This window comes from Streptomyces sp. KR80 (assembly GCF_052245555.1).
GTDB lineage: Bacteria > Actinomycetota > Actinomycetes > Streptomycetales > Streptomycetaceae > Streptomyces.
Genome location: NZ_JBQQCD010000002.1, coordinates 355,658 through 381,997, shown reverse-complemented (window position 1 = coordinate 381,997; position 26,340 = coordinate 355,658). Strand labels below are relative to the sequence as shown.

Below are 26,340 nucleotides of genomic sequence, written 5' to 3'. Positions count from 1 at the left end.
TGCGATGGGGTGAGCGAAGGCGATCTAGCGGACCAGTCGGCTCAGCGCAGCTTCCGGCACAGCAGGGCGTCGGGGGACTTCGACGATCCCACCCGGCCCGTGTAGGCGATGCCGGCGGCGTACTCGTCGTCTCCGCACTGGCCCTTGTAGTGGCCTTGGGCGAAGTCGCCGCCCTTGGCGTCCGGCGGACGGTTGTCGCCCCGGTCGAACCACACCGTGCCCCCGCTCGTCCCCAGAGCCTGGCCGGCCGCGGCGCACAGGGCGGCGGAGACCGCGGACCCGCGCACGCTGTAGCCGATCAGGAAGTGGCCGGCCGGGCACTGGAGCTTGGTGTATCCCGACGCCCAGTCGCCGCCCGGTTCGACGTGACGCTCGTCGCGGACCACCTCATGCTTCCCGCTCGAATCCCACAGGCCGCGGGCGCCGGCGTCGGTGCACAGTCCCCGGTTTCCGGTGTGGCTCAGCCCCACGAGCCGCTGTCCATCGGGGCACGCCGCTTTACGGGCACCGGAGTCCCAGTCGGGCAGGGCGCGCATGCGCAGGGACTGGACGAAGTCCCCGTGGTCCGGGCTCAGCATCGACCACCGGTCGGCCGGGGTGACCTCGCCGGTCCTGCCGTCCGCCTTGATCAGCCTGGTCCAGGCGTCGGCACGCCAGTCGTCACCGTCGAACAGCCCCACCCGGCGGCCCGCCGAGTCCCAGTGCAACAGGGCCCATCCGTTGCCCTTCCCGTTCTCGTGCCAGCCGACGAGCGGCCAGTACGCGAAGTCGGCGTCGGTGTCGATGAGATAGTCGACGAAGTTGTGGAACCACGCTCGCTGCTTGACTCCCGTCTCGTTGCGTCCGCCGATCCCGAACTCGCCGATCCACACCGGGGCGGTGAAGTGCTTGTCCTTCTCGGATGACACGTAGAAGGCCTGCCGGCGCAGCACGTCGTACAGCTCGGCGCGGCTGAAGTCGCGGTAGCGGGGGTCGGAGGTCTCGCCCGTGCCGGTGGCACCGCTGTGGTTGGGGCCCGTGTAGTCATAGAAGTGGGCCGCGTACACGAGCTTGCCGGATCTCACCAAGGTGTGCGAGAGCCGCTGGACCGGCTCCAGGATGGGCCGTTCGTGGGCGAAACCGTCCACGGGAATGCCCGTCCAGTTGATCCCTTCGACGATGATCAGCAGGTCCGGATTCGCCTCCTGCAGGATGCGGTCGCCCAACCGTTGGGAAGCGGCGAACCAGTCGTGATTGTCGCCGAGACCCCAGTTCGGGTCGTCCCAGACGGAGCGGCGCACTTCGTTGTAGAGGTCGGCACCGACCACGCGCGGGTTGTCCTTGTACCGGCGCACCATGAAGAGCCAGTCGCTCTCCCAGGTCTGCGTACTCTGGCTCGAGTTCCAGCGCTCGTTGCCGTCCACACCGCAGCACCAGCGCGAGGTGTTGGTGTGGTTGTTGAGGATCACCGCGAATCCGGCGTCGGTGAGCGCCTTGACCGCTACGTCGTAAACCTGGAGCGGGGTCTTGCCGCGCAGCGCCGGATTGGCCGCGACCGAGGCGTCGGCGACCGGGCGCTGGTCGTGCACCATCTCGTTGGAGAAGGGGAGCCGGATGCTGTTCAGGCCGAGCTCGCGGAATCCGTCGAGGATCTCGGAGACCGGGGCCCGGTCCAGGCCCAGCGGGATACGGTCGGACTTCTCGCCCGCGTGGTTGTTGGCCGGGTCGTCCGGGTCGCCCGAGCCGGTCCAGGTGCCGCTCGCGCCGTGCCAGTTACCCGACTTCAGCTTGAACCGGTTGCCGTCGGCGTCGACGATGTAGCGTCCCCGGGTGCTCAGGGGCGGTTTCCAGGCCTGCGCGGTCGGGACGGCGGGGAGTTCGACGGCTGCTTCCCGGGCGGTGCGTGGCTGGGGGGCCGCGGACGGCCCGGCCACCGCATGGGGCGTCGCCGAGGCACCCGCCAGTACGCCCAGAACCGCTGCAGCCAACGCTGACCTCATGAGGGATCTGTTCACGGCACCCTGTTTCTGCTGTTCGCCCCACCCCGACAAAGTTGACATGCATGCGCCATGATGCCGGGTTCGGCCGAGGATGAACAGAAGAAGATTGAACAGAAGGGTCAGGCACGCCGTCGTCGCGGGGCGGTCTGGCAGTGGCGCGAGGTGTGCTCAGGAGGTGGCTCGGGCGGTCACAACGACCGGGCGGCCGCCACCAGCGCCTCCATGACCCGCAGGTCCTCACCCGCCTCCGGGTGCCACTGGACTGCCAGGACGAAGCCGTCGCCGTCCGTCAGTTCCACCGCCTCCAGCGTGCCGTCCTCCGCGTACGCGCACGCCAGCAGCCCGCGACCGAGGCGGTCCACCGCCTGGTGGTGGTAGGTCGGCACGGACACCGTCTCCGGCAGCACCTCGCCCAGCCGGGTCCCCGGCACCGGCTTCACCCCGTGCCGCGCGAACACCCCCGGCGCGCCACAGTGATCGTCGTTGCCGATGGCCTCCGGCAGATGCTGCACGAGAGTGCCGCCCAGGGCGACGTTGAGCAGCTGCATGCCCCGACAGATGCCCAGCAGCGGCTTGCCCGCCGCCAGCGCCGCCTCGATCAGGGCCAGTTCCCAGGCGTCGCGCTCCCGGGCGGGCGGCCCCGTCTCCGGGTGCGGCGCGGCACCGTACCGTACCGGCTCCACATCGGGGCCGCCCGCGATGACCATCCCGTCGAGCCGGGCCACTGCCGTCCCGGCCGCCGCCGGGTCGTCCGGCGGAAGCATGGCCGCCAGCCCGCCGGCGCGCTGCACCAGCCGGTGGTACCCGGCGGGCAGCAGGGCCGCGGGCTGGTGCCATACCCCCCAGCGCACCGATGACTCCAGGTAGGTGCTGATGCCGATGAGCGGCTTGGGCACGGGCTCCTCCGGTCGGTTGCGTCTCGGCTCAGTTCCGTGTCAGTTCGGCCTCGGCCGCGGCCAGTGCCGCGAACTCCTCCTCGGGGGCGGCGGCGACCAGGCGGTGCCGAGAGTAGAGGGCGAAGTAGGCCAGGGCGACAACGTAGACCCCGAGCGCAATGAACGCCGCGTCCTTGTCCACCAGGAAGGTGGCCACCAGCGCCGAACACGACAGCACGAACGCCACGGCGGAGGTGAGGATTCCGCCAGGGGTGCGGTAGGGGCGCGCCAACTCGGGCTCGCGGCGCCGCAGCACGATGTGGGACAGGGACATCAGGGCGTACGAGATGGTGGCGCCGAAGACGGCGACGTTCAGCATCCGGGCGCCGTCGCCGGTCGCGGCGGCCAACGAGAAGCCGATGGCTCCGGGAACCAGCAGCCCCAGGTAGGGGGCCTTCCGGCGACTGGTGAGGGAGAGGAAGCGGGGGAGATAGCCGGCCCGGGACAGCGCGAACAGCTGACGCGAGCCGGCGTAGATGAGGGAGAAGAAGGAGGCGACCAGCCCTGCCAGACCGGCGTAGTTGACGAAGCGGCTGAGCGCGGTCGGTTTCCCGCCGCCCTCGAGTGCCACGACCAGGGGATTGCCCGCCGACTGCACTGCTGCCGAGCCGCGGACTCCGGTCGCGGCGAGGAAGGTGATCAGTGCGAGCAGCAGCAGGATGCCCATGGAGACCGCCATCGCCTTGGGCAGTGAGCGCGCCGGGTCCTTGGTCTCCTCTGCCGCCAGGGGCACGCCCTCCACGCCCAGGAAGAACCACATGCCGAAGGGGAACGCCGCCCAGATGCCGAGCACGCCGAACGGCAGCCAGGAGCCGGCGCCGAAGGCGTCCTTGTCGACCGGGATGTCGTCAAGCCCGCTCGCGTCGAACTCAGTGATGGCTCCGACGGCGAAGATCAGCAGCGCGGCGACCGCGACGCCGGTGACGACGAAGCTGAAGCGCAGCGCCTCGCCCACGCCCCACAGATGGATGCCGACGAAGATCGCGAAGCAGGCGAGGTAGACCGGCCAGCCGGATTCCAGGCCGAAGAGCCGCAATGACTCGACGTAGTCACCGATGAAGATCACAATCGCGGCCGGTGCGAGGACGTACTCGATCAGGATCGCAGTGCCGGTGAGGAAGCCGCCCCAGGTGCCGAGTGCGCGCCGCGCGAAGCCGTAGCCGCCGCCCGCCGTCGGCAGGATCGCGGCCAACTCCGCCAGAGCGAAGACCAGGCAGGTGTACATCAGGCCCATGAGGACGGCCGCGAGGGCGAGTCCGCCGAATCCGCCCTTCGCCAGGCCGACGTTCCAGCCGGAGAAGTCGCCGGAGACGACATACGCCACGCCGAGCCCGGTCAGCAGCAGCCAGCCGGCGCTGCCGCGGCGCAGCTCACGGCGTTCGAGGTAGGCGTCCTCGGGTGCGGCGACCGCGGCGCCGGGAGGTGACTGGGGCGCTGCGGTGGTGGAATCGGTTCCATCGGCCATGGGTAGCTCCTGCCTGGAGTGCCGGAGGGGCCGCGCGGTGCGCACCCCAATGGGCTGGCGCCATACCATTGCGGTGCGGGGCGGTGGAGCGCAAGACCCGTGCGTTAAACGGCGGTGAACAAGAGGCCACGCACCGGCTCAGGCCAGGAAGCCGCGCAGCAGCGCCGCCGTGCCTGCGCAGTGCTCGCGCATCGCCTCGCGCGCAGCGTCCGCGTCCGCCTTCAGCACCGCCTCCACCAGCGCGGTGTGCTGCTGTTGCGAGTGCTCGAGATTGCGGACCAGCAGCGGAATGCAGTCCAGCAGGTCGTTCACGGTCGCCCGGACGGCCGCGTACTGGGCGGCGAGGGTGGGGGAGCCCGACAGCTCGGCGATGGTCAGGTGCAGCAGAGTGTCCCGCCGCCGGTAGTCGGCCAGGGGAGCGTCGTGCGTCGCCGCCAGAGCCGCGCGCAGCCGGTTCGCCTCCTCCTCCGACAGGCCGTGCCCCGCGCAGAGGCCGGCGGCACCCACCTCGAGGACCTCACGGAAGCGCAGCGTGTCCTCGACGTCGACCGCCGCGATTCGCCGTCGCAGTTCGTCCCCGGCGTCGCCCGTGCCGCCGCCCGGTGCCTCGGCGGGCCGCAGGACGAACGTCCCGCCGTACCGCCCACGCCGGCTCTCCACCAGGCCCTGGTCCTGGAGCACCTTCAGCACCTCGCGCAGCGTCACCCGGCTGACCCCGAGTCGTTCGGCCAGTTCGCGCTCCGCGGGAAGCCGCTCACCGTACGGCACAAGTCCGAGGCGCAGCACCTGGAGTATCTGCTGCAGTGCCTCCTCGAAGCCGTTGCCCGCGCGGACCGGTCGCAGCACAGGCGCCAGCCGGTCCGCGGCCCCGGCCCCGGCCTCGGCTCCACGGATGTCGCCCATCGGACCCCTTCCCAATCAATGGTCTGCATGACTACCTTAAAGCGTCCCGGTGCACCGACAGGAGGCCTTCCCGTGGCAGACCGCACACCCCCGCTCTCCGTGGACGAGCTGAGAAGGCTGGTCGACGCCGGGGAGATCGACACTGTCGTCCTGGCCTTCACCGATATGCAAGGCAGGCTCCAGGGCAAGCGGTTCGCCGCGCGTTTCTTCCTCGACGAGGTCCTGGACCACGGCACGGAGGGCTGCAACTACCTCCTCGCCGTGGACGCCGACATGAACACTGTCGACGGCTACGCCATGTCGTCCTGGGAGCGCGGATACGGCGACTTCGCCATGCACGGCGACACCGCCACCCTGCGCCGCACCCCGTGGAATCCCGGCACTGCCCTGATCACCGCCGATCTGGCCTGGCACGACGGGTCACCGGTCGCTGCCTCGCCCCGCCAGGTGCTGCGCCGCCAGCTCGACCGGCTGGCCGAGCACGGCTGGACCGCGTACGCGGGCACGGAACTGGAGTTCATGGTCTTCAAGGACACCTACGAGGACGCCTGGGGCCGCGGTTACCGCGACCTGCATCCCGCCAACCTCTACAACGTCGACTACTCCGTTCTCGGCACCGGCCGCGTGGAGCCCCTGCTGCGGCGGATCCGCAACGAGATGGGCACGGCGGGGATGGTGGTGGAGTCGGCGAAGGGGGAGTGCAACCTCGGTCAGCACGAGATCGCGTTCCGCTACGCCGACGCCCTCACCACCTGCGACCAGCACTCCGTCTACAAGACGGGGGCCAAGGAGATCGCCGCCCAGGAGGGCATGGCGCTCACCTTCATGGCGAAGTACGACGAGCGTGAGGGCAACTCCTGCCACGTCCATCTCTCGCTGCGCGACGAGTTCGGCGAGCCCGTACTCGCCGACGACGAGGGCCCGTACGGCATGTCGAAGACCATGCGGCACTTCCTCGCCGGACAGCTCGCCGCCATGCGCGACCTCACCCTCTTCTACGCGCCGAACATCAACTCGTACAAGCGGTTCCGGCCCGGCTCCTTCGCGCCGACGGCCGTCGCCTGGGGGCCCGACAACCGCACCTGCGCCCTGCGCGTCATCGGCCACGGCCGCTCCCACCGCCTGGAGAACCGCCTTCCGGGCGGCGACGTCAACCCGTATCTCGCGGTGGCCGCCATGGTCGCGGCCGGTCTCCACGGCCTGGAGCAGGAACTCGAGCTGCCCGAGGCCTGTACGGGCAACGCCTACAACGGCGACGCCGCGCACGTCCCGGCCACGCTGCGCGAGGCCGCGGAGCTGTGGGCCGCCAGCCCGATCGCCCGGGCCGCCTTCGGTGAAGAGGTGGTCGAGCACTACCTGAACATGGCCCGCATCGAGCAGGAGGCCTACGACACCGCCGTCACGGACTGGGAGCGGTTCCGCTCCTTCGAGCGGATGTAACCCGTTGTGGGCATTCGTTCCGCGGGGCGGAACGGGTGGGCACACGGGACCACCGGCGTGCAGCCGCGTTCGAGACCGCAACCCTGGGCGGCGGGCGGCGTAGCGACCACAGGAGAAACCTTGCACGAGCTTCACGTACTCAACCCGGCGACTGAGGAACTCGTCGCCACGATCCCGGCCGCGACCCCTGGGGACGTCGACGCCGCCGTGGCGCGCGCCACCAAGGCCCAGCGGAGCTGGGCCGAGCTGGCCCCCGGCGACCGGGCCCGGCAACTGCGCCGGTTCGCCGCCACCGTGGACGACCACCTCGAAGAGCTCGCCCGGCTGGAGGTGCGCGAGGCGGGCCACCCGATCGGCAACGCCCGCTGGGAGGCCGGCAACGTCCGCGATCTCCTCGACTACGCCGCCGGGGGAGTGGAGCGGCTGAATGGCAGTCAGATCCCGGTCGCCGGCGGCTTGAACGTCACCTTCCACGAGCCACTCGGCGTCGTCGCCGTCATCGCGCCCTGGAACTTCCCGATGCCGATCGCCGCCTGGGGCATGGCGCCGGCCCTCGCGGCGGGCAACGCCGTCGTCCTGAAGCCTGCCGAGACGACGCCCCTCACCGCCCTGCGGCTGGCCGAACTCGGCCTCGAGGCAGGGCTCCCGGAGGGCCTGTTCCAGGTGCTGCCCGGCGAGGGGCCGGTCGCGGGCAACGCCCTCGTGGAGCACCCGGACGTCGCCAAGGTCGTCTTCACCGGCTCCACCGCCGTCGGCAAGCAGATCATGGCCAGCTGCGCGGCCAGCGTGAAACGCGTGACGCTCGAACTGGGCGGCAAGAGCCCCAACATCGTCTTCGCCGACGCCGACATCGAGCACGCGGCCGCTGCCGCCCCCGGCTCCTTCCTCGACAACACCGGCCAGGACTGCTGCGCCCGCACCCGCATCCTCGTCCAGCGCAGCGTGTACGACCGTTTCATGGAACTCCTGGAACCGGCCGTCCACGCCTATCGGGTGGGTGACCCCGCCGACCCCGCCACCCAGATGGGCCCGCTGATCTCGGCGGCCCAGCGTGAGCGGGTGCGGTCCTACGTCCCCGAGGACGCCCCGGCCGCGATCCGCGGTGCGGCCCCGGCGGGCAAGGGTTTCTGGTACCCCGCGACCGTCCTCACCCCGTCCTCGCCCGACGACCCCACGGCCGTGGACGAGATCTTCGGCCCGGTCGCGGTCGTCCTTCCCTTCGACGACGAGGCCGACGCCGTACGTCTCGCGGGCGCCACTCGGTACGGCCTCTCCGGCTCGCTCTGGACCCGCGACGTGGGCCGCGCGATCCGTGTCTCCCGCGCCGTGGCCGCCGGGAACCTCTCCGTCAACTCCCATAGCAGCGTGCGCTACTGGGCCCCCTTCGGGGGCTTCGGCGAGTCCGGACTCGGCCGGGAACTCGGCCCCGGCGCGCTCACCGCCTTCACCGAGACCAAGAACGTGTTCATCAGCACCGAGGAGAGCAAGTGACCGAGCAGACGACCCCAGTGTGCCGCCGCCTGGTCGGCCGTACCGCCGTCATCACCGGAGCGGGCAGCGGCATCGGACTCGCCAGCGCCCGCCGCCTCGCCTCCGAGGGCGCGAACGTCGTCTGCGCCGACGTGGACGAGACCGCGGGGAAGGCGGCGGCCGCCGAGGTCGGCGGGCTCTTCGTCCAGGTCGACGTCACCGATTCCGACCAGGTCGAGGCGCTCTTCAAGACCGCCTACGACACGTACGGCTCGGTCGACATCGCCTTCAACAACGCGGGCATCTCGCCGCCCGACGACGACTCCATCCTCACCACTGGGTTGGACGCCTGGAAGCGCGTCCAGGAGGTCAACCTCACCTCCGTCTACCTCTGCTGCAAGCACGTCATCCCCTATATGCAGCGGCAGGGCAAGGGCTCGATCATCAACACCGCGTCCTTCGTCGCGAAGATGGGCGCCGCCACCTCGCAGATCAGCTACACGGCCTCCAAGGGCGGGGTGCTCGCCATGTCCCGTGAGCTGGGCGTGCAGTTCGCGCGGGAGGGCATCCGGGTCAACGCGCTGTGCCCGGGGCCGGTCAACACCCCCCTTCTCAAGGAGCTGTTCGCCAAGGACCCGGAGCGGGCCGCGCGCCGTCTGGTGCACGTGCCCGTCGGCCGGTTCGCCGAGGCCGAGGAGATCGCCGCCGCCGTGGCGTTCCTCGCCAGCGATGACGCATCGTTCGTCAACGCCGCCGAATTCCTGGTCGACGGCGGTATCGCGGGCGCGTACGTCACCCCCCTCTAGGACCGCCGTCAGGACCGCCTCCAGGAGCATCGGAACCGTCGCGCGGGCGGCCACGTCCCACCCAGGAAGCCCTGGCCGCCCGACCTGCGGAACCCGGTGCACGGAGTACGAGGCTCCCTTTAAGGTGACCGCGTGAGCATGACGACCCCGCCCGGCTGGTACCCAGATCCCGGGCACACAGGACCCGGCCCCGCGCTCGAGCGCTGGTGGGACGGGTCCACGTGGACCGATTACACCCGTGAGGCGCAGGCTCTGGCCCTCTCCGACGCCCCGCCGGGGCAGCCCGGGCTCGGCAGCTATCAGCCGCCCAGCCCGCCGCTGCCCGATTTCGGGCTCATGGAGCCGTCCGGCCCGCCGCTCTCCGGATTCGGGTCGCCGCCGACCGGAGGCCGCTCGCGCGGTCGGACGATCGCGATCGCCGGGGGTGCCACGGTACTGGTCGCCGCCATCGTCGGAGGCGTCATGCTGCTGGGCGGCGGCGATGACGACGGCTCCGACCAGGCCGGGCCGAACCCGAGCACGAGCTCGCAGCAGCAGTCGCCCCCCGACGGCGGCAGCGCAGGGGGACGAGGCGGCGGGGACGCCACCCCGGACCCGGGACCGAGCGGTGCGACGGACAGTGCGCCCGACGTGGTCAACGGCATCACCGTGCCGGTGCTCGACGGCTGGCGGGCCGGCCGGAGCGGTTCCGGCGGCGCGGCCGTCACCATAGGCCCGTACCCGTGCCCCGGCGACAAGGCGACGAACTGCGTGCGCGGCGGCGTCTTCTCCCGCACCGCCGTCGGCTACGACGCCAAGACGGCCGAGGGCGTCGCCAAGGAGGACATCGCCAAGAACGCCGAGGACTCCTACGGCAGGGACCCGCAGAGCGGCAAGCAGATGTACGGCGGCATCACCTCGCACCGGCAGCTCAAGTCCGCGGCCGTCACCGTGGCCGGGCAGAAGGGCTACCTGGTGCGCTGGAAGGTGGCCACGAGGAAGGGCGATGACGGGTACGTGCAGTCCCTCGTCTTCCCGGCGCCGGACGACCCCCGGTCGCTCGTACTCGTCCGCTTCGGCTTCGACGTGAGCGACAAGGCCCCACCGCTCACCGACATGGACAAGATCACCCGGGGGATCGCGCCTCTCGAGGGCGGGGGCGGCACGGGAGGCGCTGCCTGAGCTGCCGACGTCAGAGGAACGTGCAGCCCTCCCCGCGGTAGGTGGGCACCGTCGCCACCACCCGGTCGCCGTCGACGAGCTGCAACTCATCGAAGCGCTCGCACAGTTCACCGGCCTTCGCGTGCCGGAACCACACCTTGTCGCCGATCAGCAGATCGTCCGCCGCCGAGCCCAGGAGCGGCGTCTGCACTTCCCCCGCTCCCTCCAGGGGGTTGTACCGCAGCCCCTCCGGAAGGTACGGCTGCGGCAGCCGGTCGGCGCCCGCCGCCCCCGACGCCGGGTAGCCCCCGCCGAGCACCGTGACCACGCCGACGCCGGGGCGGCGGACCACTGGCTGGGCGAAGAGCGCGGCGGGACGTCCGCGGAAGGAGGTGTAGTGGTCGAACAGCCTCGGTACGAAAAGGCCTGAGCCCGCGGCGATCTCCGTCACGGAGTCCTCGGCCGCGGTGTGCTGCACGCTGCCCGTGCCACCCCCGTTGACGAACTCCAGGTCCGGCGCCACGGCCCGGACCGCGTGCACGGTCTCGGCGCGCCGCGCCACCAGCTCCTTCTTCGCGGCCGACTGCATCAGCCGGATCGCGCGGGACCGCAGCGGGCGGCCCGCGATCGCGTCCCCGACACCGGCGATGTGGCCCTCGTACGCCATGAGGCCGACCAGCCGGAAGCCGGGACGGTGGGCTATCGCCCGCGCCAGGTCGGCGAGCCCGGCCGGGGTCCGCAGCGGGGAGCGGCGCGGACCGACCCGCACCAGGCCGCCCAGCAGGTGCAGCGAGGTGTCCAACTCCAGGCAGACGCGGATCTCCTCGGAGCCGCCGGGCCCGCCCCGGGACGCGTCGATCAGATCGAGCTGAGCGGTGTCGTCCACCATCACCGTCACCGCCGCGGCGAGCTTCGGGTCGCCGGCGAGCTCGGCGAAGCCGGCCCGGTCGGCCGACGGGTACGCCAGCAGTACGTCGTCGAACCCCGATCGGGCCAGCCACAGCGACTCGGCGAGTGTGAAGGACATGATGCCTGCGAACCCGTCGCGCTCCAGCACGCGTTCCAGCAGCGCACGGCACCGTACGGACTTGCTCGCCACCCGGATCGGCTTGCCTCGGGCACGCCGCAGGAGATCGTCGGCGTTGTCGTCGAAGGCGGGGAGGTCGACGATGGCGAGGGGGGCGTCGAGGTGCGCGGTGGCCCGGTCGTAGCGGGCGCGGTCGGCATGGGGGGCGGACATGCGGACCACCTTGCCAGAACGCCATTACCGCTGGGTAGAGGCACGGTTGGGGCAAACCGGCCAAGATTCCAGGCGGGTTGGAGCCCGGGCGTCACCAGCCCGTAGAGTGACGCGAACGCCGTGGCCCTGCTGGGGCGACGGCGTGATGTCCAGTTATGAACTGACTTGCCCCGAAAGGCGATCGGCGGCACGCGGAGTCATGAGCGAGGGGGGCCGGATGAGCGCCGAAGCGCCGGGCACAGCCTCGCCCCGCTCGTCTCGCTCCGCCGGCGCGTCTTCTGCCCCACCTGGTACGGCCGCGCCGGAAGCGGCCGGGGGCCCCGCCACGGCTCCCGCCGGACCGCCGCCTCCGCGGGCCGCCTCGTCTCCAGGCCCCGCCCCACACGTCACGTCGCCTCCGCCCACGATGGCCTCCGGGGCGTCCGTCCCGGGTGCGACGGTCCCGGGAACCGTGCCCCCGGGCCCTTCCGCTACGGGTGGTGCCGCCCCGTCGACCGTGCCTCCTCGCCCGTCGTATCCGCCCGGGCAGCCCCACCAGGACGGCGCCGCTGCCGGGGCTCGGAGTGCCATGCCGGTCCCGCCGCCGCCCGCGACACCCCCGTCGCCCGCGGTCGGGGGAGCGACGGCGAGCCACGGCGTCGCCTCCGGGCAGTCCGGCGCGCCTGCCGGGGCCAGGGCCCCGCAGACCGACCCCGGAAACGGGTCGGCCCATCCTGCCGGGCTGCACGCCCGTGAGGGGGTGCCCGGCGCGCCCTGGCGGCAACCGCTTCCGCCCGAGGTGCCGCCCGCCGTTGGCGGCTCCCAGCGCAACGGAAGAAGCTCCTGGCCCAACGGAAGAGGCTCCCGGCCCAACGGGAGAAGGGGCGGCGCGGGCGCGGCCGATCCCGCCTTCGAGGGGCCCCGTACGCCGTACGCATCACCCGCGGAGTCCGCCGCGGTGCTCAACGACAGCCCCGCCTCCGGCGGGGACACCGCGCCGACTCCTCCGTGGAGCGTGTCGGGGCCCCCGGAAGGCGGGCGGCCACACACGGCACAGGCTCCGACAACCGCCGGGACTCCCGCGTCGGCCTTCGGGGCGCCGCGTCCTCCGGTCATGTCCTGGTCCGGAACCACCGGAGCGCATGCTGCTGCCCAGCCGGCGCCGTGGCCCGCCCCGCCGACGGGCCGCCCCTGGTGGCCGGCAGCCGGTTTCCCTGCCACGCGGATGCGGCCCGCGGTCCGCCTGGCCGCCGTCGTGGCCTGTCTCGTGCTCGGGGTCGGACTCCTCGGCGGAGCCGCCGCCGGGAGCTGGCTCACCGGAGAGACCGACGACGAGCCGGGGGCCGGTGCCGCCTTCCGCGCGGCGGGCGAGCTGTGGCACAGCGTTCCCGTGGACCGGCTCTTCCCCCGCAGGTTGCGCGGTGCCGACGCGGGGCCGGGCGGCGCAGACCGCGTGTGGACCCGGATAGCCGTGGCACCGGACAGCGGCTGCAAGGGGGCCTTCGACCCGCTGCTGGCCAGGGTGCTGTCGCCGACGGGCTGCAAGCGACTGCTCCGCGCCACCTACGTCGACGCGACCACGAGCAGCGTGACCACCGTCGGGCTGGTGGTCACCAAGGCCGACGCGGACGGCATGCGGACCCTGCGGCAGCGGTTCGCCAAGGAGAACCTCGACCGGCGCAGCGACCTGATGCCCCGGCCGTACGCCGCCAAGGGCACCGCAGCGGAGGGCTTCGGCGACCCGCAGCGCGCGACCTGGACGGTCCGGGTGCTCACCGACGCCCCGGCCGTCGTCTACGCCGTGACGGGCTTCGCGGACGGGCGGGCCGTCGACGCTCCGGCGCCGGCGGAGGAGGCCGCAGCGGCCGGTGCGACGTCGACTCCGGGCCAGGCCGGTCTGGGCCACGACGCACGCGGCGTCGTGGACCGCATAGAACGCGGCTTCCGCAAAGCCGCCGCCGAGGCCGTGAAGGAGCCCACATGACCACCGGCGGGCCCCGGAGCATCCGGGCGGTCGCCATGGCCGCGGCCACGGTCGTGATCGCGCTGCTGACCACGGCCCCCGCGCACGCCGACGAGATACAGGCCCAGGAATGGGCCCTGGACGCCCTCCGCGCCCAGACGGCCTGGCAGACCACCAAGGGCGGTGGCGTCACCGTCGCGGTCCTGGACACCGGGGTCGACGACCAGCATCCGGACCTCGCAGGCCAGGTCGTCGCCGGAAAGGACCTGATCGGGTTCGGGGCGGGCCGGGGCGATCGCTCCTGGGCCCGGCACGGGACCGCCATGGCCGGCATCATCGCCGGGCACGGCCACGGGCCGGGCCGCGGGGACGGCGTGCTCGGCGTCGCCCCGGAGGCGAAGATCCTTCCGGTCCGGGTAATCCTCGAGGACGGCGACCCGGCCAGGAAGAAGGCCCGCGGGGCGCGCGGGGGCGCACTCGCGGAGGGGATCCGCTGGGCCGCCGACCACGGCGCCGACGTGATCAACCTCTCCCTGGGCGACGACAGCGAGTCGGCCCACCCGGAGCCACAGGAGGACGCCGCCGTCCAGTACGCCCTGAGCAAGGGCGCAGTCGTGGTCGCCTCCGCGGGCAACGGCGGGGAGGACGGCGACCGTATCTCCTATCCCGCCGCCTACCCCGGCGTGATCGCCGTGACCGCCGTCGACCGCTACGGCTCCCGCGCCCCCTTCTCCACCCGCCGCTGGTACGCCACCGTGTGTGCACCCGGCGTCGATGTCGTCATCGCCGACCCCGACCGCCGCTACTACGAGGGCTGGGGCACCAGTGCCGCCGCCGCCTTCGTCTCCGGCGCCGTCGCCCTCGTCCGCTCCGCCCACCCCGACCTGAGCCCCGTCCAGATCAAGAAACTCCTCGCCGACACCGCGCGGAACAGCCCCAAGGGCGGGCACAGCGACGAGCGGGGCGCTGGGATGGTCGACCCGGCGGCGGCGATCGAGGCGGGCGCCAAGCTGAAGCCCCGCCCCCAGCGGCCCACCCCGGCGGCGTACGAGCAGCGCTACTTCGGCGCAGGCCCCGACGAGGAGGGGTCCGGGGACGGCGGCGTTGGCTGGCTGGCGGCCGCGGTGGGGACGGCGGGCGCCGTGCTCCTGGTATCGGCCCTCGCCCTCTGGCGCGGTGGCCGGCGCCCGCCCACACCCCTCGGCTGACCTGGCCGGGGGCGACCACCCACCGGTCACCGGGAGCATGGGGGTCCCCAGCGATAGTCCCCCTGGGCCTGGCGGCCCGGAAGGTGTCCCCAGGGGGAGGATCCGGACGCGGCACATGCCGATAGCCTCGTGCCGTGGCGCTCAAGAACATCCCTGACCCCGGCTTCTCCGACGACGACGGCTCCGCCGACCCCCGGCTGGCGGCGGCACTCGCCGCCTACGCCGACGACCGCGCCGCCGAGCCGCAGGTGCTCTCCGCGCTGCCCGGCGCCCGGCTGCTGGTACCGGTGGTCGCAGTCCTCGGCGAAGTGGAGACCGGACCGGAGGGGCTGCGCCGGGACAAGACCAGCGACATGGCGGTACCCACCCTCGAGGGCCCCGACGGCAGGCGTGCGCTGCCCGCGTTCACCTCCACCGAGTCGCTGGCGCGCTGGGATCCCCAGGCCCGGCCCGTGCCCGTACCGCTGCACCAGGTCCTGCAGGCCGCCGCCCACGAGCAGGCGGACACCGTGGTCCTCGATCTGGCCGGTCCCGTGCCGTACCAGCTCACCGGGCGCGCGCTGCTGGCCCTCGCCGAGGGCCGGGAGAGCACGGACCCGCTGGCCGATCCGGCCGTCGCCGACGCCGTACGGGAGGTGCTGGCGGATGAGCCCGGGGTCCTGCGGGCCCACCTCGCCCCGGGCGGCGACGCCGACGGCACACTCGCACTCGGCCTCGCGGCCGGGTCGACGGCCCCCGAGGTGGCACGGCGGGTGGCCACCGCCCTGGCCGCCCACGAGGTGCTCAGGGCGCGACTGGTACGCGGCCTCGACCTGGCGCTGCTGCCTCCGAATGCGGTGATCCCCGGCGAGCCGCTCTTCGAACGGCATACGTAATGCCCCGATACGCCCCACAATGCAGAGAAACTTTGTGATCTTTGCTCAGGAGGCGTGATGGCGGAGACGACGACCCAGCGCACCATCGGCGCGCCGGCGTTCGACACCCGCACCGTCGGGGCCGAATTCCTCGGGACCCTGTTGCTTGTGTTCTTCGCGGTCGGTTCGGCCGTCCTCGGCGCCGAGTACGTCGGTACCGTCGGCATCGCCCTGGCCTTCGGGTTCGTGCTGGTTGCGCTCGCCTATGCGCTCGGCCCGATCTCGGGGTGCCACCTCAACCCGGCGGTGACCCTCGGTGTGCTGATGGCCAGGCGCATCACGGTCCGTACCGCGGTGGAGTACTGCGTGGCGCAACTGGCCGGTGCCGTCGTGGGTGCTGCGCTGCTCTTCCTAGTCGCCAAGCAGGTGCCGGGACTCGAGACGACGGGCGCATTCGGCACCAACGGCTACGGCTACCGCTCGGCCGTCGGGATCAACATCTTCGGCGCCCTCGTCACCGAGCTCGTGCTGACCTTCCTGCTGGTCTACGTCTTCCTGGCGGTGACCCGCGGGGTGGCGCTGTTCGGCTTCGGCGGAGTGGCGTACGGCTTGGCCCTGGCCGTCGTGACCTTGATCGGCATCCCGCTCACCGGCGCGGCGGTGAACCCGGCGCGCAGCCTGGCCCCCGCGCTGTTCAGCGGTTCGGCACCGATGACGCAGCTCTGGCTCTTCCTGGTCGCCCCGCTCGTCGGCGGGGTGCTCGCCGCGCTGGCGAGCGCCGTCACCCACCCCGCCGTGGCCGTCGAGGAACCCGGGGCTGCAGCCGACATCCCGGAGCCCGGGAATCCCGGTGGCATCACGGAGCCCGGGAACCCCCACGACGCCCAGGAATCCGCGGAACCCGCCGGCATCCGCGAATCCAGGAAGCCCGACGACATCCGGGAATGAGATGGGGCCGGGCGGGCCGTGCAGCCGGTGGGGTCAGCCGAACACCGGACCGGTGAACTTCTCGCCCGGGCCCTGGCCCGGCTCGTCCGGCACCGCGGACGCCTCACGGAAGGCCAGCTGCAGCGACTTCAACCCGTCCCGCAGCGGCGCCGCGTGATACGAGCCGACCTCCGTCGCGCTCGCCGTGACCAGGCCGGCCAGCGCGGTGATCAGCTTGCGCGCCTCGTCCAGGTCCTTGTGCTCCGGGCCGTCCTCGGCGAGGCCGAGGTTGACCGCGGCAGCGCTCATCAGGTGCACGGCGACCGTGGTGATCACCTCGACGGCGGGCACCTCCGCGATGTCGCGGGTCATGGTGTCGAAGTCGGGGGCCTGCCCCTCGGGGTCCGGCGTCGGCTGCTGTGGGGCGGGGGTGGCGTCGCTCATAACTCCGGTTCACTTTCGGCTGGACGGTTGACCTCAGCCTATGGCCCACGCACCGGCGAGTGGTGGCGCCCTGGACGCTGGTATGCTTGGTGAACGACCGGCCGGACACGCCAGTGCCCGGCCCGCAAGTGGAGGCTCCGATCTCCCACCTGGCCGGCCCTCGGGCTGGCGGGTCACCGGTCAGGCGGTGCCCATCGTCCCGTAAGGGCGATGCGAAGCCGCTCGATGCGCCCCGCGGAACAACGCGGCGGTGTTCCCGGTTGTGAGGAGCCCCGCCTGTGGCCGTTCGGGGCGTTTTTCGCGTCCTGCGGGCGGGGTCGACGACAGACAACGTAACGCGGCTGTCCGCCAGACATTCGCGTGGTGCAACCGAGGAGGCCCCATCAGCGCCGAGCCCCGCATCAACGACCGGATCCGAGTCCCCGAGGTGCGACTTGTCGGTCCCAGTGGCGAGCAGGTCGGCATCGTGCCGCTTGCCAAGGCACTGGAGCTTGCGCAGGAGTACGACCTCGACCTGGTCGAGGTCGCGGCGACCGCCCGTCCGCCCGTGTGCAAGCTCATGGACTACGGGAAGTTCAAGTACGAGTCGGCCATGAAGGCGCGTGAGGCGCGCAAGAACCAGGCGCACACGGTCATCAAGGAGATGAAGCTCCGGCCGAAGATCGACCCGCACGACTACGACACCAAGAAGGGTCACGTAGTCCGGTTCCTCAAGCAGGGCGACAAGGTCAAGATCACGATCATGTTCCGTGGCCGTGAGCAGTCCCGCCCCGAGCTGGGCTACCGGCTGCTCCAGCGACTGGCGGAGGACGTCCAGGAGCTCGGCTTCGTGGAGTCCAACCCGAAGCAGGACGGCCGAAACATGATCATGGTTCTCGGTCCGCACAAGAAGAAGACCGAGGCGATGGCCGAAGCCCGCGAGGCGGCCGCCGCCCGCAAGGCGGAGCGCCAGGGCGTTGCCCACATGGACCAGTCTCCGGGGCACCACTCCACGGAGCGGCCCGCCGAGGAGCCTTCCGAGGCGTGATCCCGGGTTATCCGGGATCGCCGGGGTCACCGCCCCGGACACCAACCGAAACAACTGACGCTCGCGCCTGCCGGTTCACCGGCCGGGGGGAGCGCCACCGACGAGGAGAGAACGGCGCTATGCCGAAGAACAAGACGCACAGCGGTGCCAGCAAGCGCTTCAAGGTCACCGGCTCCGGCAAGGTGCTGCGCGAGCGCGCCGGCAAGCGCCACCTGCTCGAGCACAAGTCGTCCCGCGTGACACGTCGCCTCACCGGCAATGCCGAGATGGCCCCGGCCGACGCCAAGAAGATCAAGAAGCTTCTCGGCAAGTGACGTGAACGCCCCGTCGACCCGGGGCGAACGTCTGCAGACCAGGACCTATTCGACCGGGCCGGGTGAGGCAACCGCGGCCCCGCACAAGGAGTTAACAAGTGGCACGCGTCAAGCGGGCAGTCAACGCCCACAAGAAGCGCCGGGCGATCCTCGAGCAGGCCAGCGGCTACCGCGGCCAGCGCTCCCGCCTGTACCGCAAGGCGAAGGAGCAGGTCACCCACTCTCTCGTCTACAACTACAACGACCGCAAGAAGCGCAAGGGCGACTTCCGCCAGCTGTGGATCCAGCGGATCAACGCCGCCGCCCGCGCCAACGGCATCACCTACAACCGCTTCATCCAGGGGCTGAAGGCCGCCAACGTCGAGGTGGACCGCAAGATCCTGGCCGAGCTCGCGGTGAACGACGCCACCGCCTTCGCGGCGCTCGTCGAGGTGGCCCAGAAGGCGCTGCCGACCGACGTCAACGCCCCCAAGGCCGCCTGAGCAGGCACCCAGCAGCGTGAGCGGACCCGCAGGCCCGAGGGGCCTGCGGGTCCGCTGGTGTCCGGGCCGCCGGACGGCGGCGGACCCGCAGGCGCGCCTCGCGGCCCGGATGCGTCGCCCAACTCCCGAACCCCGAAGGTGATTCATGGCGGCTCCCGAGCTGATCTCCCCACGATCCCCTCGCGTCGTCGCCGCCCGACGGCTGGCCCGGCGCAACTTCCGCGTGAAGGAGCGCCGGTTCATCGCCGAGGGCCCGCAGGCCGTGCGCGAGGCGGTCGAACACCGCGGCGATGGCGGACGACCCACCTTGATCGAGCTGTTCGCGACCGCCGAGGCGATGGAGCGGTACGCCGACATCGTCGCGGCCGCGCGTGCCACCGGAGCACGAATCCACCCCGCGGCGGACGAGGTGGTCGCCGGGATCTCGCAGACCGTCACCCCCCAGGGACTGGTCGGTGTCTGCGGCTTCCTGGACCGGCCGTTCGAGGAGATCATCAAGGCTCGCCCCCGGCTCGTCGCCGTCCTCGCCCATGTCCGCGACCCCGGCAACGCGGGCACCGTGCTGCGCTGTGCCGACGCCGCCGGAGCCGACGCCGTCGTCCTGACCGACGCCTCCGTCGACCTGTATAACCCCAAGACCGTACGGGCCTCCGTCGGCAGCGTCTTCCACCTCCCCGTCGCCGTCGGCGTGCCCGTCGAGCAGGCCGTACGGGGCCTGCGCGCAGCGGGCTCGAGGATCGTCGCCGCCGACGGATCCGGCGAACGGGACCTGGACACCGAGCTCGACGAGGGGGTCCTCGGCCGTCCCACCGTCTGGATCTTCGGCAACGAGGCGTGGGGCCTGCCGGAGGAGACCCGCGCGCTCGCGGACGAGGTGGTGCGCGTCCCCCTGCACGGCAGGGCCGAGAGCCTGAATCTCGCGACCGCCGCCGCCGTATGCCTCTACGCATCCGCTCGTGCGCAGCGTGCTCCCGGAGGGTGCCGCTCCGTGACGTCGAGCTAGTAGGGTTGCGGGCCGGGGAAGAGAGGGGGGTGCGGGTATGGACGTGAGGACTTCGGATCATTGCACGGAGGGCGCCGGCGCCTCCGGCTCCCTCGCCGATTGGCGCCCGGACCTGCGAGATCTCGGCATGGACTCCGACGACTTGCCCGACGGTCTCGTCGTCGCCGATGAAACGGGCCGCGTCGTCTGCTTCAACGCCGCGGCCGCCCGCATCACCGCCCGCCGCTCCGACGAGATGATCGGTCTCCCGGTGGAGCGCGCGCTGCCGCTGGTGGACCTCGAGGGCCGCCGTTGGTGGACGGTCACCGATCCCTACGGGGGCCTCGCCATCCGGGTCGGCCAGCCCGAGCGGAACCTGCTCCTTCCCGGCGGCCGCGAGGTCATGGTCACCGCGCGCTACGTACGCCGCCGCGCCGGCGGGCCGGTCTACCGGCTGGTCATCTCGCTGCGCGGCACCGAGGCCCGGCGCCGCACCGAGCGCAGCCACGCCGAGCTGATCGCCACCGTCGCACACGAACTGCGGTCCCCGCTCACCTCGGTCAAGGGATTCACGGCCACCCTGCTGGCCAAGTGGGAGCGGTTCACGGACGACCAGAAGAAGCTGATGCTGGAGACCGTCGACTCCGACGCCAATCGCGTCACCCGGCTCATCGCGGAGCTGCTCGACATCTCCCGGATCGACTCCGGCCGCCTGGAAGTGCGTCGGCAGCCCGTGAACATGGTGGCCGCCGTCCGGCGCCACGTGGCCGCGCTGACCGGCACCGGCCAGCGCCCCGAGCGTTTCGAGGTCGATGTCGTCGATCCGCTCCCGGATCTCTGGGCCGACCCCGACAAGATCGACCAGGTGCTGGGCAATCTGCTGGAAAATGCGGTGCGGCACGGCGAGGGAAAGGTCACCATTGAAGTGGCACCGGCCCCCACCCGGCGCGCTCGCGCGGGGGCACCCGCCGTATCGCCCGCTACGGAAGAAGGAACGGCCGTCACCGTGAAGGACGAAGGCCCCGGTATCCCCGAGGAGTCGATGGACCGCGTCTTCACCCGCTTCTGGCGGGGCAGCAAACGCGGCGGCACCGGCCTGGGCCTGTACATCGTCAAGGGCATCGTCGAGGCGCACGGCGGGACGATCGAGGTCGGCCGCGCCCCCGGCGGCGGCGCCCAGTTCCGATTTACGTTGCCCGTGGGCGCCCCGGCCTTCCTGGCCTGACTGTGCCCGCGGGCTCCTGAGGCCCCCCGCGCCCCGTAGACTCGAGTTTTGGCACCTCCGGCGGCCCCTCGGCCGCCCTGCCACCGAGCGTGGGCCGCGCCAGCAGCTATCGGAAACACGGGAAGAGATGTCGGCACCCAATAAGTCGTACGACCCTGTCGAGGTCGAGGTACTGAAACCGGAAGAGATCGCCCGCATGCGCGACGAGGCGCTCGCCGCCATCGCCGCCGCCGGCGATCTCGAGGCCCTGCACGAGGCCAAGGTCGCGCACGCCGGCGACCGCTCGCCGCTCGCCCTCGCCAACCGCGAGATCGGCGCCCTCCCGCCGCATGCCAAGGCCGACGCGGGCAAGCGCGTCGGCGGCGCCCGCGCCGAGGTCGGCCGCGCCCTCAAGGCGCGCAAGGAGGAGCTGGAGGCGGAGCGCGACGAGCGTGTGCTGGTGGAGGAGGCGGTGGACGTCACACTGCCGTACGACCGCACGCCGGCTGGCGCCCGGCACCCGCTGACCACCCTGATGGAGCGGATCGAGGACGTCTTCGTCGCGATGGGCTACGAGGTCGCCGAGGGGCCCGAGGTCGAGGCCGAGTGGTTCAACTTCGACGCGTTGAACTTCCCGCCCGACCACCCGGCACGCGCCATGCAGGACACCTTCTTCGTGCAGACCGCTGCCGGCGGCGGTTCCGCCGCGGGGGCAGAGGTGCCCGAGGACTCCGGGATCGTGCTCCGTACGCACACCTCCCCGGTGCAGGTCCGCTCGATGCTCGACCGCGAACCGCCCATCTACGTGATCTGCCCCGGCCGGGTCTTCCGTACGGACGAGCTGGACGCCACCCACACGCCGGTCTTCCACCAGGTCGAACTGCTCGCCGTCGACGAGGGCCTGACCATGGCCGACCTCAAGGGCACGCTGGATCACATGGTCCAGGCCCTGTTCGGGGAGGGCATGAGCACCCGGCTGCGGCCGAACTTCTTCCCGTTCACCGAGCCTTCCGCCGAGATGGACATGCAGTGCTACGTGTGCCGCGGTGAATCGGTCGGCAACCCGGACCGCCCGTGCCGCACGTGTGGCAGCGAGGGTTGGATCGAGCTGGGCGGCTGCGGCATGGTCAACCCCCGGGTGCTGATCGCCGCGGGCATCGACCCGGACAAGTACAGCGGATTCGCCTTCGGGTTCGGCATCGAACGGATGCTGATGTTCCGCCACAACGTCGAGGACATGCGAGACATGGTCGAGGGTGACGTCCGGTTCACCCGGCCTTTCGGGATGGAGATCTGATGCGGGTCCCGCTTTCCTGGCTGCGGGAGTACGTCGACCTGCCGGCCGGTGAGACCGGTCGTGACGTACAGGCCAAGCTCATTGCCGCAGGGCTCGAGGTCGAGACCGTCGAGCAGCTCGGCACCGGCCTCAAGGGCCCCTTGGTGGTCGGCACGGTCCTGGCCATCGAGGAGCTGACGGAGTTCAAGAAGCCGATCCGCTACTGCCAGGTGGACGTCGGCATGGCGAACAAGACGGGCGAGCCGCAGAACATCATCTGCGGCGCGCTGAACTTCCGCGTCGGCGACAAGGTCGTCGTGGCCCTCCCGGGCGCCGTGCTGCCCGGCGACTTCCAGATCTCCGCACGGAAGACGTACGGCAAGACCTCCGAAGGCATGATCTGCTCGGAGCGCGAGCTGGGCATGGGCGACGACCACGACGGCATCATCGTGCTCCCGCCGGGGCATGAGGTCGGCAGCGACGCCATCGAGCTGCTGGAGCTGGTCGACGAGGTCCTCGACATCGCCGTCACTCCCGACCGGGGCTACTGCCTGTCGATGCGCGGTGTCGCGCGCGAGGCCGCCATCGCGTACGGCCTGCCGCTGCGCGACCCGGCGCTGCTCGACGTGCCCACGCCCAACGAGTACGGCTACCGGGTCAAGGTCGAGGACACCCAGGGCTGCGACCGGTTCACCGCCCGCACGGTCACCGACATCGACCCCGAGGCGCGCTCCCCGATCTGGCTGCAGCGACGGCTGCAGAAGGCCGGAATGCGCCCGATCTCGCTCGCCGTCGACATCACCAACTACGTGATGCTCGAGCTGGGCCAGCCACTGCACGCCTACGACCGGTCCCGGCTCGACGGACCGATCGGCGTGCGGCGCGCGATCCAGGGCGAGAAGTTCACCACCCTTGACGGGGCCCACCGGGCGCTCGACGCCGATGACCTGGTGATCACCGACAACTCCGGGCCCATCGGACTCGCGGGCGTCATGGGCGGTGCCGACACCGAGATCGCCGACGCCGCCATCGCCCCGGAGACCAGCCTCCTGACCTCGGCTGCCGAGAAGGCCGGCAAGGGCACCACCGACATCGTCATCGAGGCCGCGCACTTCGATCCGATCGCGATCGCCCGCACCTCCCGGCGCCACAAGCTGTCCTCGGAGGCGTCGAAGCGCTTCGAGCGCGGCGTCGACCCGGAGGCCGCCGCGGCGGCCGCACAGCGGACCGTCGACCTGCTGGTGCTGCTCGCGGGCGGCACCGCCGAGGCCGGGGTCACCGAGGTCGTGACGCCGACCGGTTCGCGCACGGTCGCGATGCACGCGGACCACCCGGACCGCGTTGCGGGTGTCGACTACGGTCGCGAGACCGTCGTACGCCGGCTGCAGCAGGTCGGCTGCGATGTGGCCGGCCAGGACGAGCTGGTCGTCACCGTGCCCAGCTGGCGGCCCGACCTCCGCGACCCGAACGACCTCGCCGAGGAGGTCATCCGACTCGAGGGCTACGAGAACCTGCCGTCGACGCTTCCCCGGCTGCCCGCCGGCCGCGGCCTGACCGACCGTCAGCGACTCCACCGCCGGGTCGGCCGGGCGCTCGCCGGCGCCGGCTACGTCGAGGCGCTGAACTACCCGTTCATCAGCGAGGCGATCTTCGACCAGCTCGGCCTCGACGCGGAGGACACCTGCCGCAGCGTGGTCAAGCTCGTCAACCCGCTGTCGGACGAGGAGCCGGCGCTGCGTACCGCGCTGCTCCCCGGGCTGCTCGGCGCGCTGCGCCGCAATCATGGGCGCGGCGTGCACGACCTCGCGCTCTTCGAGACCGGTCTGGTCTTCCGGGCCGCCGAGAAGCAGGGCAGGGCGGCGATCCTGCCGGTCGACCGCCGGCCGACGGACGAGGAGATCGCGGAGCTGAACGCGGCACTGCCCGCGCAACCGCGGCACATCGCCGTCGTCCTCGCGGGCTCTCGCGAGCAGGCCGGCTGGTGGGGCGAGGGCCGTCCGGCCGACTGGGCCGACGCGGTCGAGGCGGCCCGTACGGTCGCCCGCGAGGCCGGAGCAGAGCTGATCATCCGTCAGGACCAGTACGGACCGTGGCACCCGGGCCGATGCGCCGGGCTGCATGTGGTGATCGACGGAGCGGAGCAGCGCGTCGGTTTCGCCGGCGAGCTGCACCCGCGCGTGGTCAAGACGCTGGGCCTGCCGGAGCGCACGTGCGGGATGGAGCTGGACCTGAGCAGGCTGGAGCAGGCGGGTCAGGGCCCCGTCCAGGCCCCGTCCGTCGCCACCTTCCCGGTGGCGACGCAGGACGTCGCGCTCGTCGTGGACGCTTCGGTTCCGGCGGCCGACGTCGAGGCCGCCCTGCGGGAGGGGGCAGGCGAACTGCTCGAGTCGCTGCGGCTGTTCGACGTCTTCACCGGCGAGCAGATCGGCGAGGGCCGGAAGTCCCTGGCGTACGCCCTGCGCTTCCGCGCGCCGGACCGGACGCTGACCGTGGAGGAGGCCTCTACGGCCCGCGACGCGGCCGTCGCGTCCGCCACCGAGCGCACTGGAGCGGTCCTGCGCGGGGCGTAGCAGCCTGCGGCCCGCACTGACGACCATGGGGCCCGCCCGGGTGGACCGGGCGGGCCCCATGCTGCGGTGGGTGCCGAGGTCCGGGCCTTCCCTTCGGCCCCCGGCCCCTCGCCCCAGCGGAGTCTGGTCGGCCGACCGCGGCTGAGGGGCACCTCTGGGGGCACCCTCAGAGGTAGCTGGGCGAGAATGAAGTCCCCCGATCGTGTGACATCTCGACGGTGAGTGGTCATACGGGTGCGGACTGTCGCCAGAATCGATCCGGTCGTCAAGGCCGCCGCGCATCAGCGACCTAGGACCCTGCCGACCGCCGCGAAGCCCGACAGGGGAGGCCCCGGCATGATCGGTGAGAGGGCGTGGGGCGGCGCGCGCACCGGCGCCTCTCGAGCCTGGCGCTGGTTCGTCTTCGCCCTCCCCGGCCTCTGGGTCCTGGGTGTCGTCGCCTGGGAACTGTTCCGCCCGTCCGGAACCCACCTGGTCCAGCTCCTCGCCGCGGCTCCCGCCATCGCCTGCGCCGGGAGCGGCCGGCGCCAGTGCGTACTGCTCGGCGGGCTCTGTGCGATCTTCGCCCTGGTACCGCTCAGCGCCGTCGAGCGCCATCAGGACCTCGACACCCGGGTCGGCACCTGCTGCGCCATCCTCGCCGTCGTCGTGGCGGGCTATCTGACCACAGGCCGTCGGCTGCGGTTGCTCCGCGAGCTGGAACACACCCGGGAGATCGCCGTGGCCACGCAGCAGGTGCTGTTGCGCCCCCTGCCGCAGCAGCTCGACGGGCTGACCGTGGCCGCCCGTCATCTTTCCGCGACCCGCGGGGCCTGCGTGGGCGGCGATCTCTACGAGGCGCTGGCCACGGGCCATGGCGTCCGGATCATCATCGGAGATGTGCGCGGCCATGGACTCGCGGCCGTCGGGACCGTCGCAGCCCTGCTCGGCAGCTTCCGGGACGCGGCGCACGACGAACCTGAGCTCGCCGGAGTGCTGCGGCGGCTGGATCGGGCCATGCACCGGCATCTGCGGGAGTGTTCGCGGTTCCCGTACCCGGCGGCGGGTGAGGGGCGATCCCCGGAGCGGCAGGAAGGAGCGCCGGACCATCCGACGGCTGAGGACTTCGTGACCGTACTGCTGCTGGAGGTCCGGGAGTACGGGGATGTGGTGGCCCTCAACTGCGGGCACCCGTGGCCGTACCTCCTGGCCGGGGAGGGCACGGACACCCCGCCAAGGGTGCGGGTCAGGCCGGCGGCTGACGCCGATCCGCTGCCGCCGCTGGGCGCCTTTCCGCTGCCCGCGGAGCTGCCCGAAGTCGGCTGCGTACCGCTGCGGCCCGGTCAGGCGCTGCTGCTCCACACCGATGGCGCCGAGGAAGCGCGCGACTCTGCGGGGGAGTTCTTCCCGCTGCGCCAGGAGGTGGCCGCCGCGGCGGTCGGCGGTGCGAGCACCGGAATCGTCCCCCGTACCGTGGTCGACGGCGTGGAGGCGGCGCTGCTGCGCCACACCGGAGGCCGGCTCACGGACGACATCGCGCTGATGGTGCTGCGCAACGACCGCCAGCGGCTGCCCGCCCAGTCGGCCGCCCGGCACCGCGTGGATGCGCGGACCGTCCATTCGGCCGTCGACTGAGTACGGGCGCTCCGTCGACCGCGTACCGGCGCGCGGGTGCACGACTGCAGCGGATCCGGCCACGCGCTTGAGACCGCAACACCGGACCAGTGCGTTCCGTTCACACCCCGTGTGCGCC

22 protein-coding genes are annotated in these 26,340 nt (G+C 72.0%); 16 read left to right on the top strand and 6 right to left on the bottom strand.

What is annotated here, in order from left to right:
- Positions 1-41: 41 nt before the first annotated feature.
- From ACTWQI_RS04710 to ACTWQI_RS04695, 4 genes are all read right to left on the bottom strand, one after another.
- A complete protein-coding gene (locus ACTWQI_RS04710; protein ID WP_443267697.1) occupies positions 42-1,979 on the bottom strand; it encodes a glycoside hydrolase family 5 protein in 1,938 nt (645 codons plus the stop codon).
- Positions 1,980-2,167: 188 nt separating this feature from the next.
- Positions 2,168-2,875, bottom strand: a complete 708-nt coding sequence (locus ACTWQI_RS04705; RefSeq protein WP_443267695.1) for a gamma-glutamyl-gamma-aminobutyrate hydrolase family protein — start codon at positions 2,873-2,875, stop codon at positions 2,168-2,170.
- A gap of 28 nt (positions 2,876-2,903) precedes the next feature.
- The gene (gene eat / locus ACTWQI_RS04700) at positions 2,904-4,379 is read right to left on the bottom strand and encodes an ethanolamine permease (protein WP_443267694.1); all 1,476 of its coding nucleotides are present in this window, start codon (positions 4,377-4,379) and stop codon (positions 2,904-2,906) included.
- A 138-nt stretch (positions 4,380-4,517) separates the two neighbouring features.
- On the bottom strand, positions 4,518-5,282 hold the full coding sequence (locus ACTWQI_RS04695) for a FadR/GntR family transcriptional regulator (RefSeq protein WP_443267692.1): 765 nt from the start codon (positions 5,280-5,282) through the stop codon (positions 4,518-4,520).
- Positions 5,283-5,354: 72 nt separating this feature from the next.
- Between ACTWQI_RS04695 and ACTWQI_RS04690 the strand changes: the two genes are divergently transcribed.
- The 4 genes from ACTWQI_RS04690 (at position 5,355) to ACTWQI_RS04675 (ending at position 10,159) form a co-directional block, all read left to right on the top strand.
- Positions 5,355-6,722 (top strand): glutamine synthetase family protein, encoded by a 1,368-nt coding sequence (locus tag ACTWQI_RS04690; protein WP_443267691.1) that lies wholly within the window; start codon positions 5,355-5,357, stop codon positions 6,720-6,722.
- Between the two features lie 120 nt (positions 6,723-6,842).
- Positions 6,843-8,213, top strand: a complete 1,371-nt coding sequence (locus ACTWQI_RS04685) for an aldehyde dehydrogenase family protein (protein ID WP_443267689.1) — start codon at positions 6,843-6,845, stop codon at positions 8,211-8,213.
- Positions 8,210-8,998 carry a 3-oxoacyl-ACP reductase gene (locus ACTWQI_RS04680; RefSeq protein ID WP_443267687.1) on the top strand — a complete coding sequence of 263 codons (789 nt, stop codon included), beginning with the start codon at positions 8,210-8,212 and terminating at the stop codon, positions 8,996-8,998. Before ACTWQI_RS04685 ends, ACTWQI_RS04680 begins: the two co-directional genes overlap by 4 nt.
- 138 nt (positions 8,999-9,136) lie before the next feature.
- Positions 9,137-10,159, top strand: a complete 1,023-nt coding sequence (locus ACTWQI_RS04675) for a DUF2510 domain-containing protein (RefSeq protein WP_443267923.1) — start codon at positions 9,137-9,139, stop codon at positions 10,157-10,159.
- 10 nt (positions 10,160-10,169) lie between these two features.
- On the opposite strand, the gene ACTWQI_RS04670 is transcribed toward ACTWQI_RS04675, so the two are convergent.
- The gene (locus ACTWQI_RS04670; RefSeq protein WP_443267685.1) at positions 10,170-11,378 is read right to left on the bottom strand and encodes an amino acid deaminase/aldolase; all 1,209 of its coding nucleotides are present in this window, start codon (positions 11,376-11,378) and stop codon (positions 10,170-10,172) included.
- A gap of 1,204 nt (positions 11,379-12,582) precedes the next feature.
- Between ACTWQI_RS04670 and ACTWQI_RS04665 the strand changes: the two genes are divergently transcribed.
- The 4 genes from ACTWQI_RS04665 to ACTWQI_RS04650 all read left to right on the top strand — a co-directional run bounded on the left by ACTWQI_RS04665 (position 12,583) and on the right by ACTWQI_RS04650 (position 16,330).
- A complete protein-coding gene (locus tag ACTWQI_RS04665; protein WP_443267684.1) occupies positions 12,583-13,341 on the top strand; it encodes a hypothetical protein in 759 nt (252 codons plus the stop codon).
- Positions 13,338-14,528, top strand: coding sequence for a type VII secretion-associated serine protease mycosin (gene mycP / locus ACTWQI_RS04660; RefSeq protein ID WP_443267682.1), 1,191 nt, complete (start codon positions 13,338-13,340; stop codon positions 14,526-14,528). Before ACTWQI_RS04665 ends, mycP begins: the two co-directional genes overlap by 4 nt.
- Before the next feature lie 134 nt (positions 14,529-14,662).
- Positions 14,663-15,403, top strand: coding sequence for an SseB family protein (locus ACTWQI_RS04655; RefSeq protein WP_443267681.1), 741 nt, complete (start codon positions 14,663-14,665; stop codon positions 15,401-15,403).
- Positions 15,404-15,460: 57 nt separating this feature from the next.
- Positions 15,461-16,330, top strand: coding sequence for an aquaporin (locus ACTWQI_RS04650; protein WP_443267679.1), 870 nt, complete (start codon positions 15,461-15,463; stop codon positions 16,328-16,330).
- Positions 16,331-16,363: 33 nt separating this feature from the next.
- Here the strand turns inward: ACTWQI_RS04650 and ACTWQI_RS04645 are convergent, their stop codons facing one another.
- The gene (locus ACTWQI_RS04645; protein ID WP_443267677.1) at positions 16,364-16,753 is read right to left on the bottom strand and encodes a DUF1844 domain-containing protein; all 390 of its coding nucleotides are present in this window, start codon (positions 16,751-16,753) and stop codon (positions 16,364-16,366) included.
- 382 nt (positions 16,754-17,135) lie between these two features.
- On the opposite strand from ACTWQI_RS04645, the gene infC reads away from it, so the two are divergent.
- The 8 genes from infC (at position 17,136) to ACTWQI_RS04605 (ending at position 26,222) form a co-directional block, all read left to right on the top strand.
- Positions 17,136-17,780 (top strand): translation initiation factor IF-3, encoded by a 645-nt coding sequence (infC, locus tag ACTWQI_RS04640; protein WP_443267922.1) that lies wholly within the window; start codon positions 17,136-17,138, stop codon positions 17,778-17,780.
- Positions 17,781-17,899: 119 nt separating this feature from the next.
- Positions 17,900-18,094, top strand: coding sequence for a 50S ribosomal protein L35 (gene rpmI / locus ACTWQI_RS04635; RefSeq protein WP_443267676.1), 195 nt, complete (start codon positions 17,900-17,902; stop codon positions 18,092-18,094).
- 98 nt (positions 18,095-18,192) lie between these two features.
- Positions 18,193-18,576, top strand: coding sequence for a 50S ribosomal protein L20 (gene rplT, locus ACTWQI_RS04630; protein WP_443267674.1), 384 nt, complete (start codon positions 18,193-18,195; stop codon positions 18,574-18,576).
- Between the two features lie 145 nt (positions 18,577-18,721).
- Positions 18,722-19,579 carry a TrmH family RNA methyltransferase gene (locus tag ACTWQI_RS04625; protein WP_443267672.1) on the top strand — a complete coding sequence of 286 codons (858 nt, stop codon included), beginning with the start codon at positions 18,722-18,724 and terminating at the stop codon, positions 19,577-19,579.
- Between the two features lie 37 nt (positions 19,580-19,616).
- Entirely contained in the window at positions 19,617-20,783 is a 1,167-nt protein-coding gene (locus tag ACTWQI_RS04620) for a sensor histidine kinase (RefSeq protein ID WP_443267671.1), read from the top strand.
- Positions 20,784-20,910: 127 nt separating this feature from the next.
- Positions 20,911-22,059 carry a phenylalanine--tRNA ligase subunit alpha gene (pheS, locus tag ACTWQI_RS04615; protein WP_443267669.1) on the top strand — a complete coding sequence of 383 codons (1,149 nt, stop codon included), beginning with the start codon at positions 20,911-20,913 and terminating at the stop codon, positions 22,057-22,059.
- A complete protein-coding gene (gene pheT / locus ACTWQI_RS04610) occupies positions 22,059-24,608 on the top strand; it encodes a phenylalanine--tRNA ligase subunit beta (RefSeq protein ID WP_443267668.1) in 2,550 nt (849 codons plus the stop codon). The genes pheS and pheT overlap by 1 nt, the downstream gene beginning before the upstream one ends.
- Positions 24,609-24,944: 336 nt before the next feature.
- On the top strand, positions 24,945-26,222 hold the full coding sequence (locus ACTWQI_RS04605; protein WP_443267667.1) for a PP2C family protein-serine/threonine phosphatase: 1,278 nt from the start codon (positions 24,945-24,947) through the stop codon (positions 26,220-26,222).
- Positions 26,223-26,340: the final 118 nt, after the last annotated feature.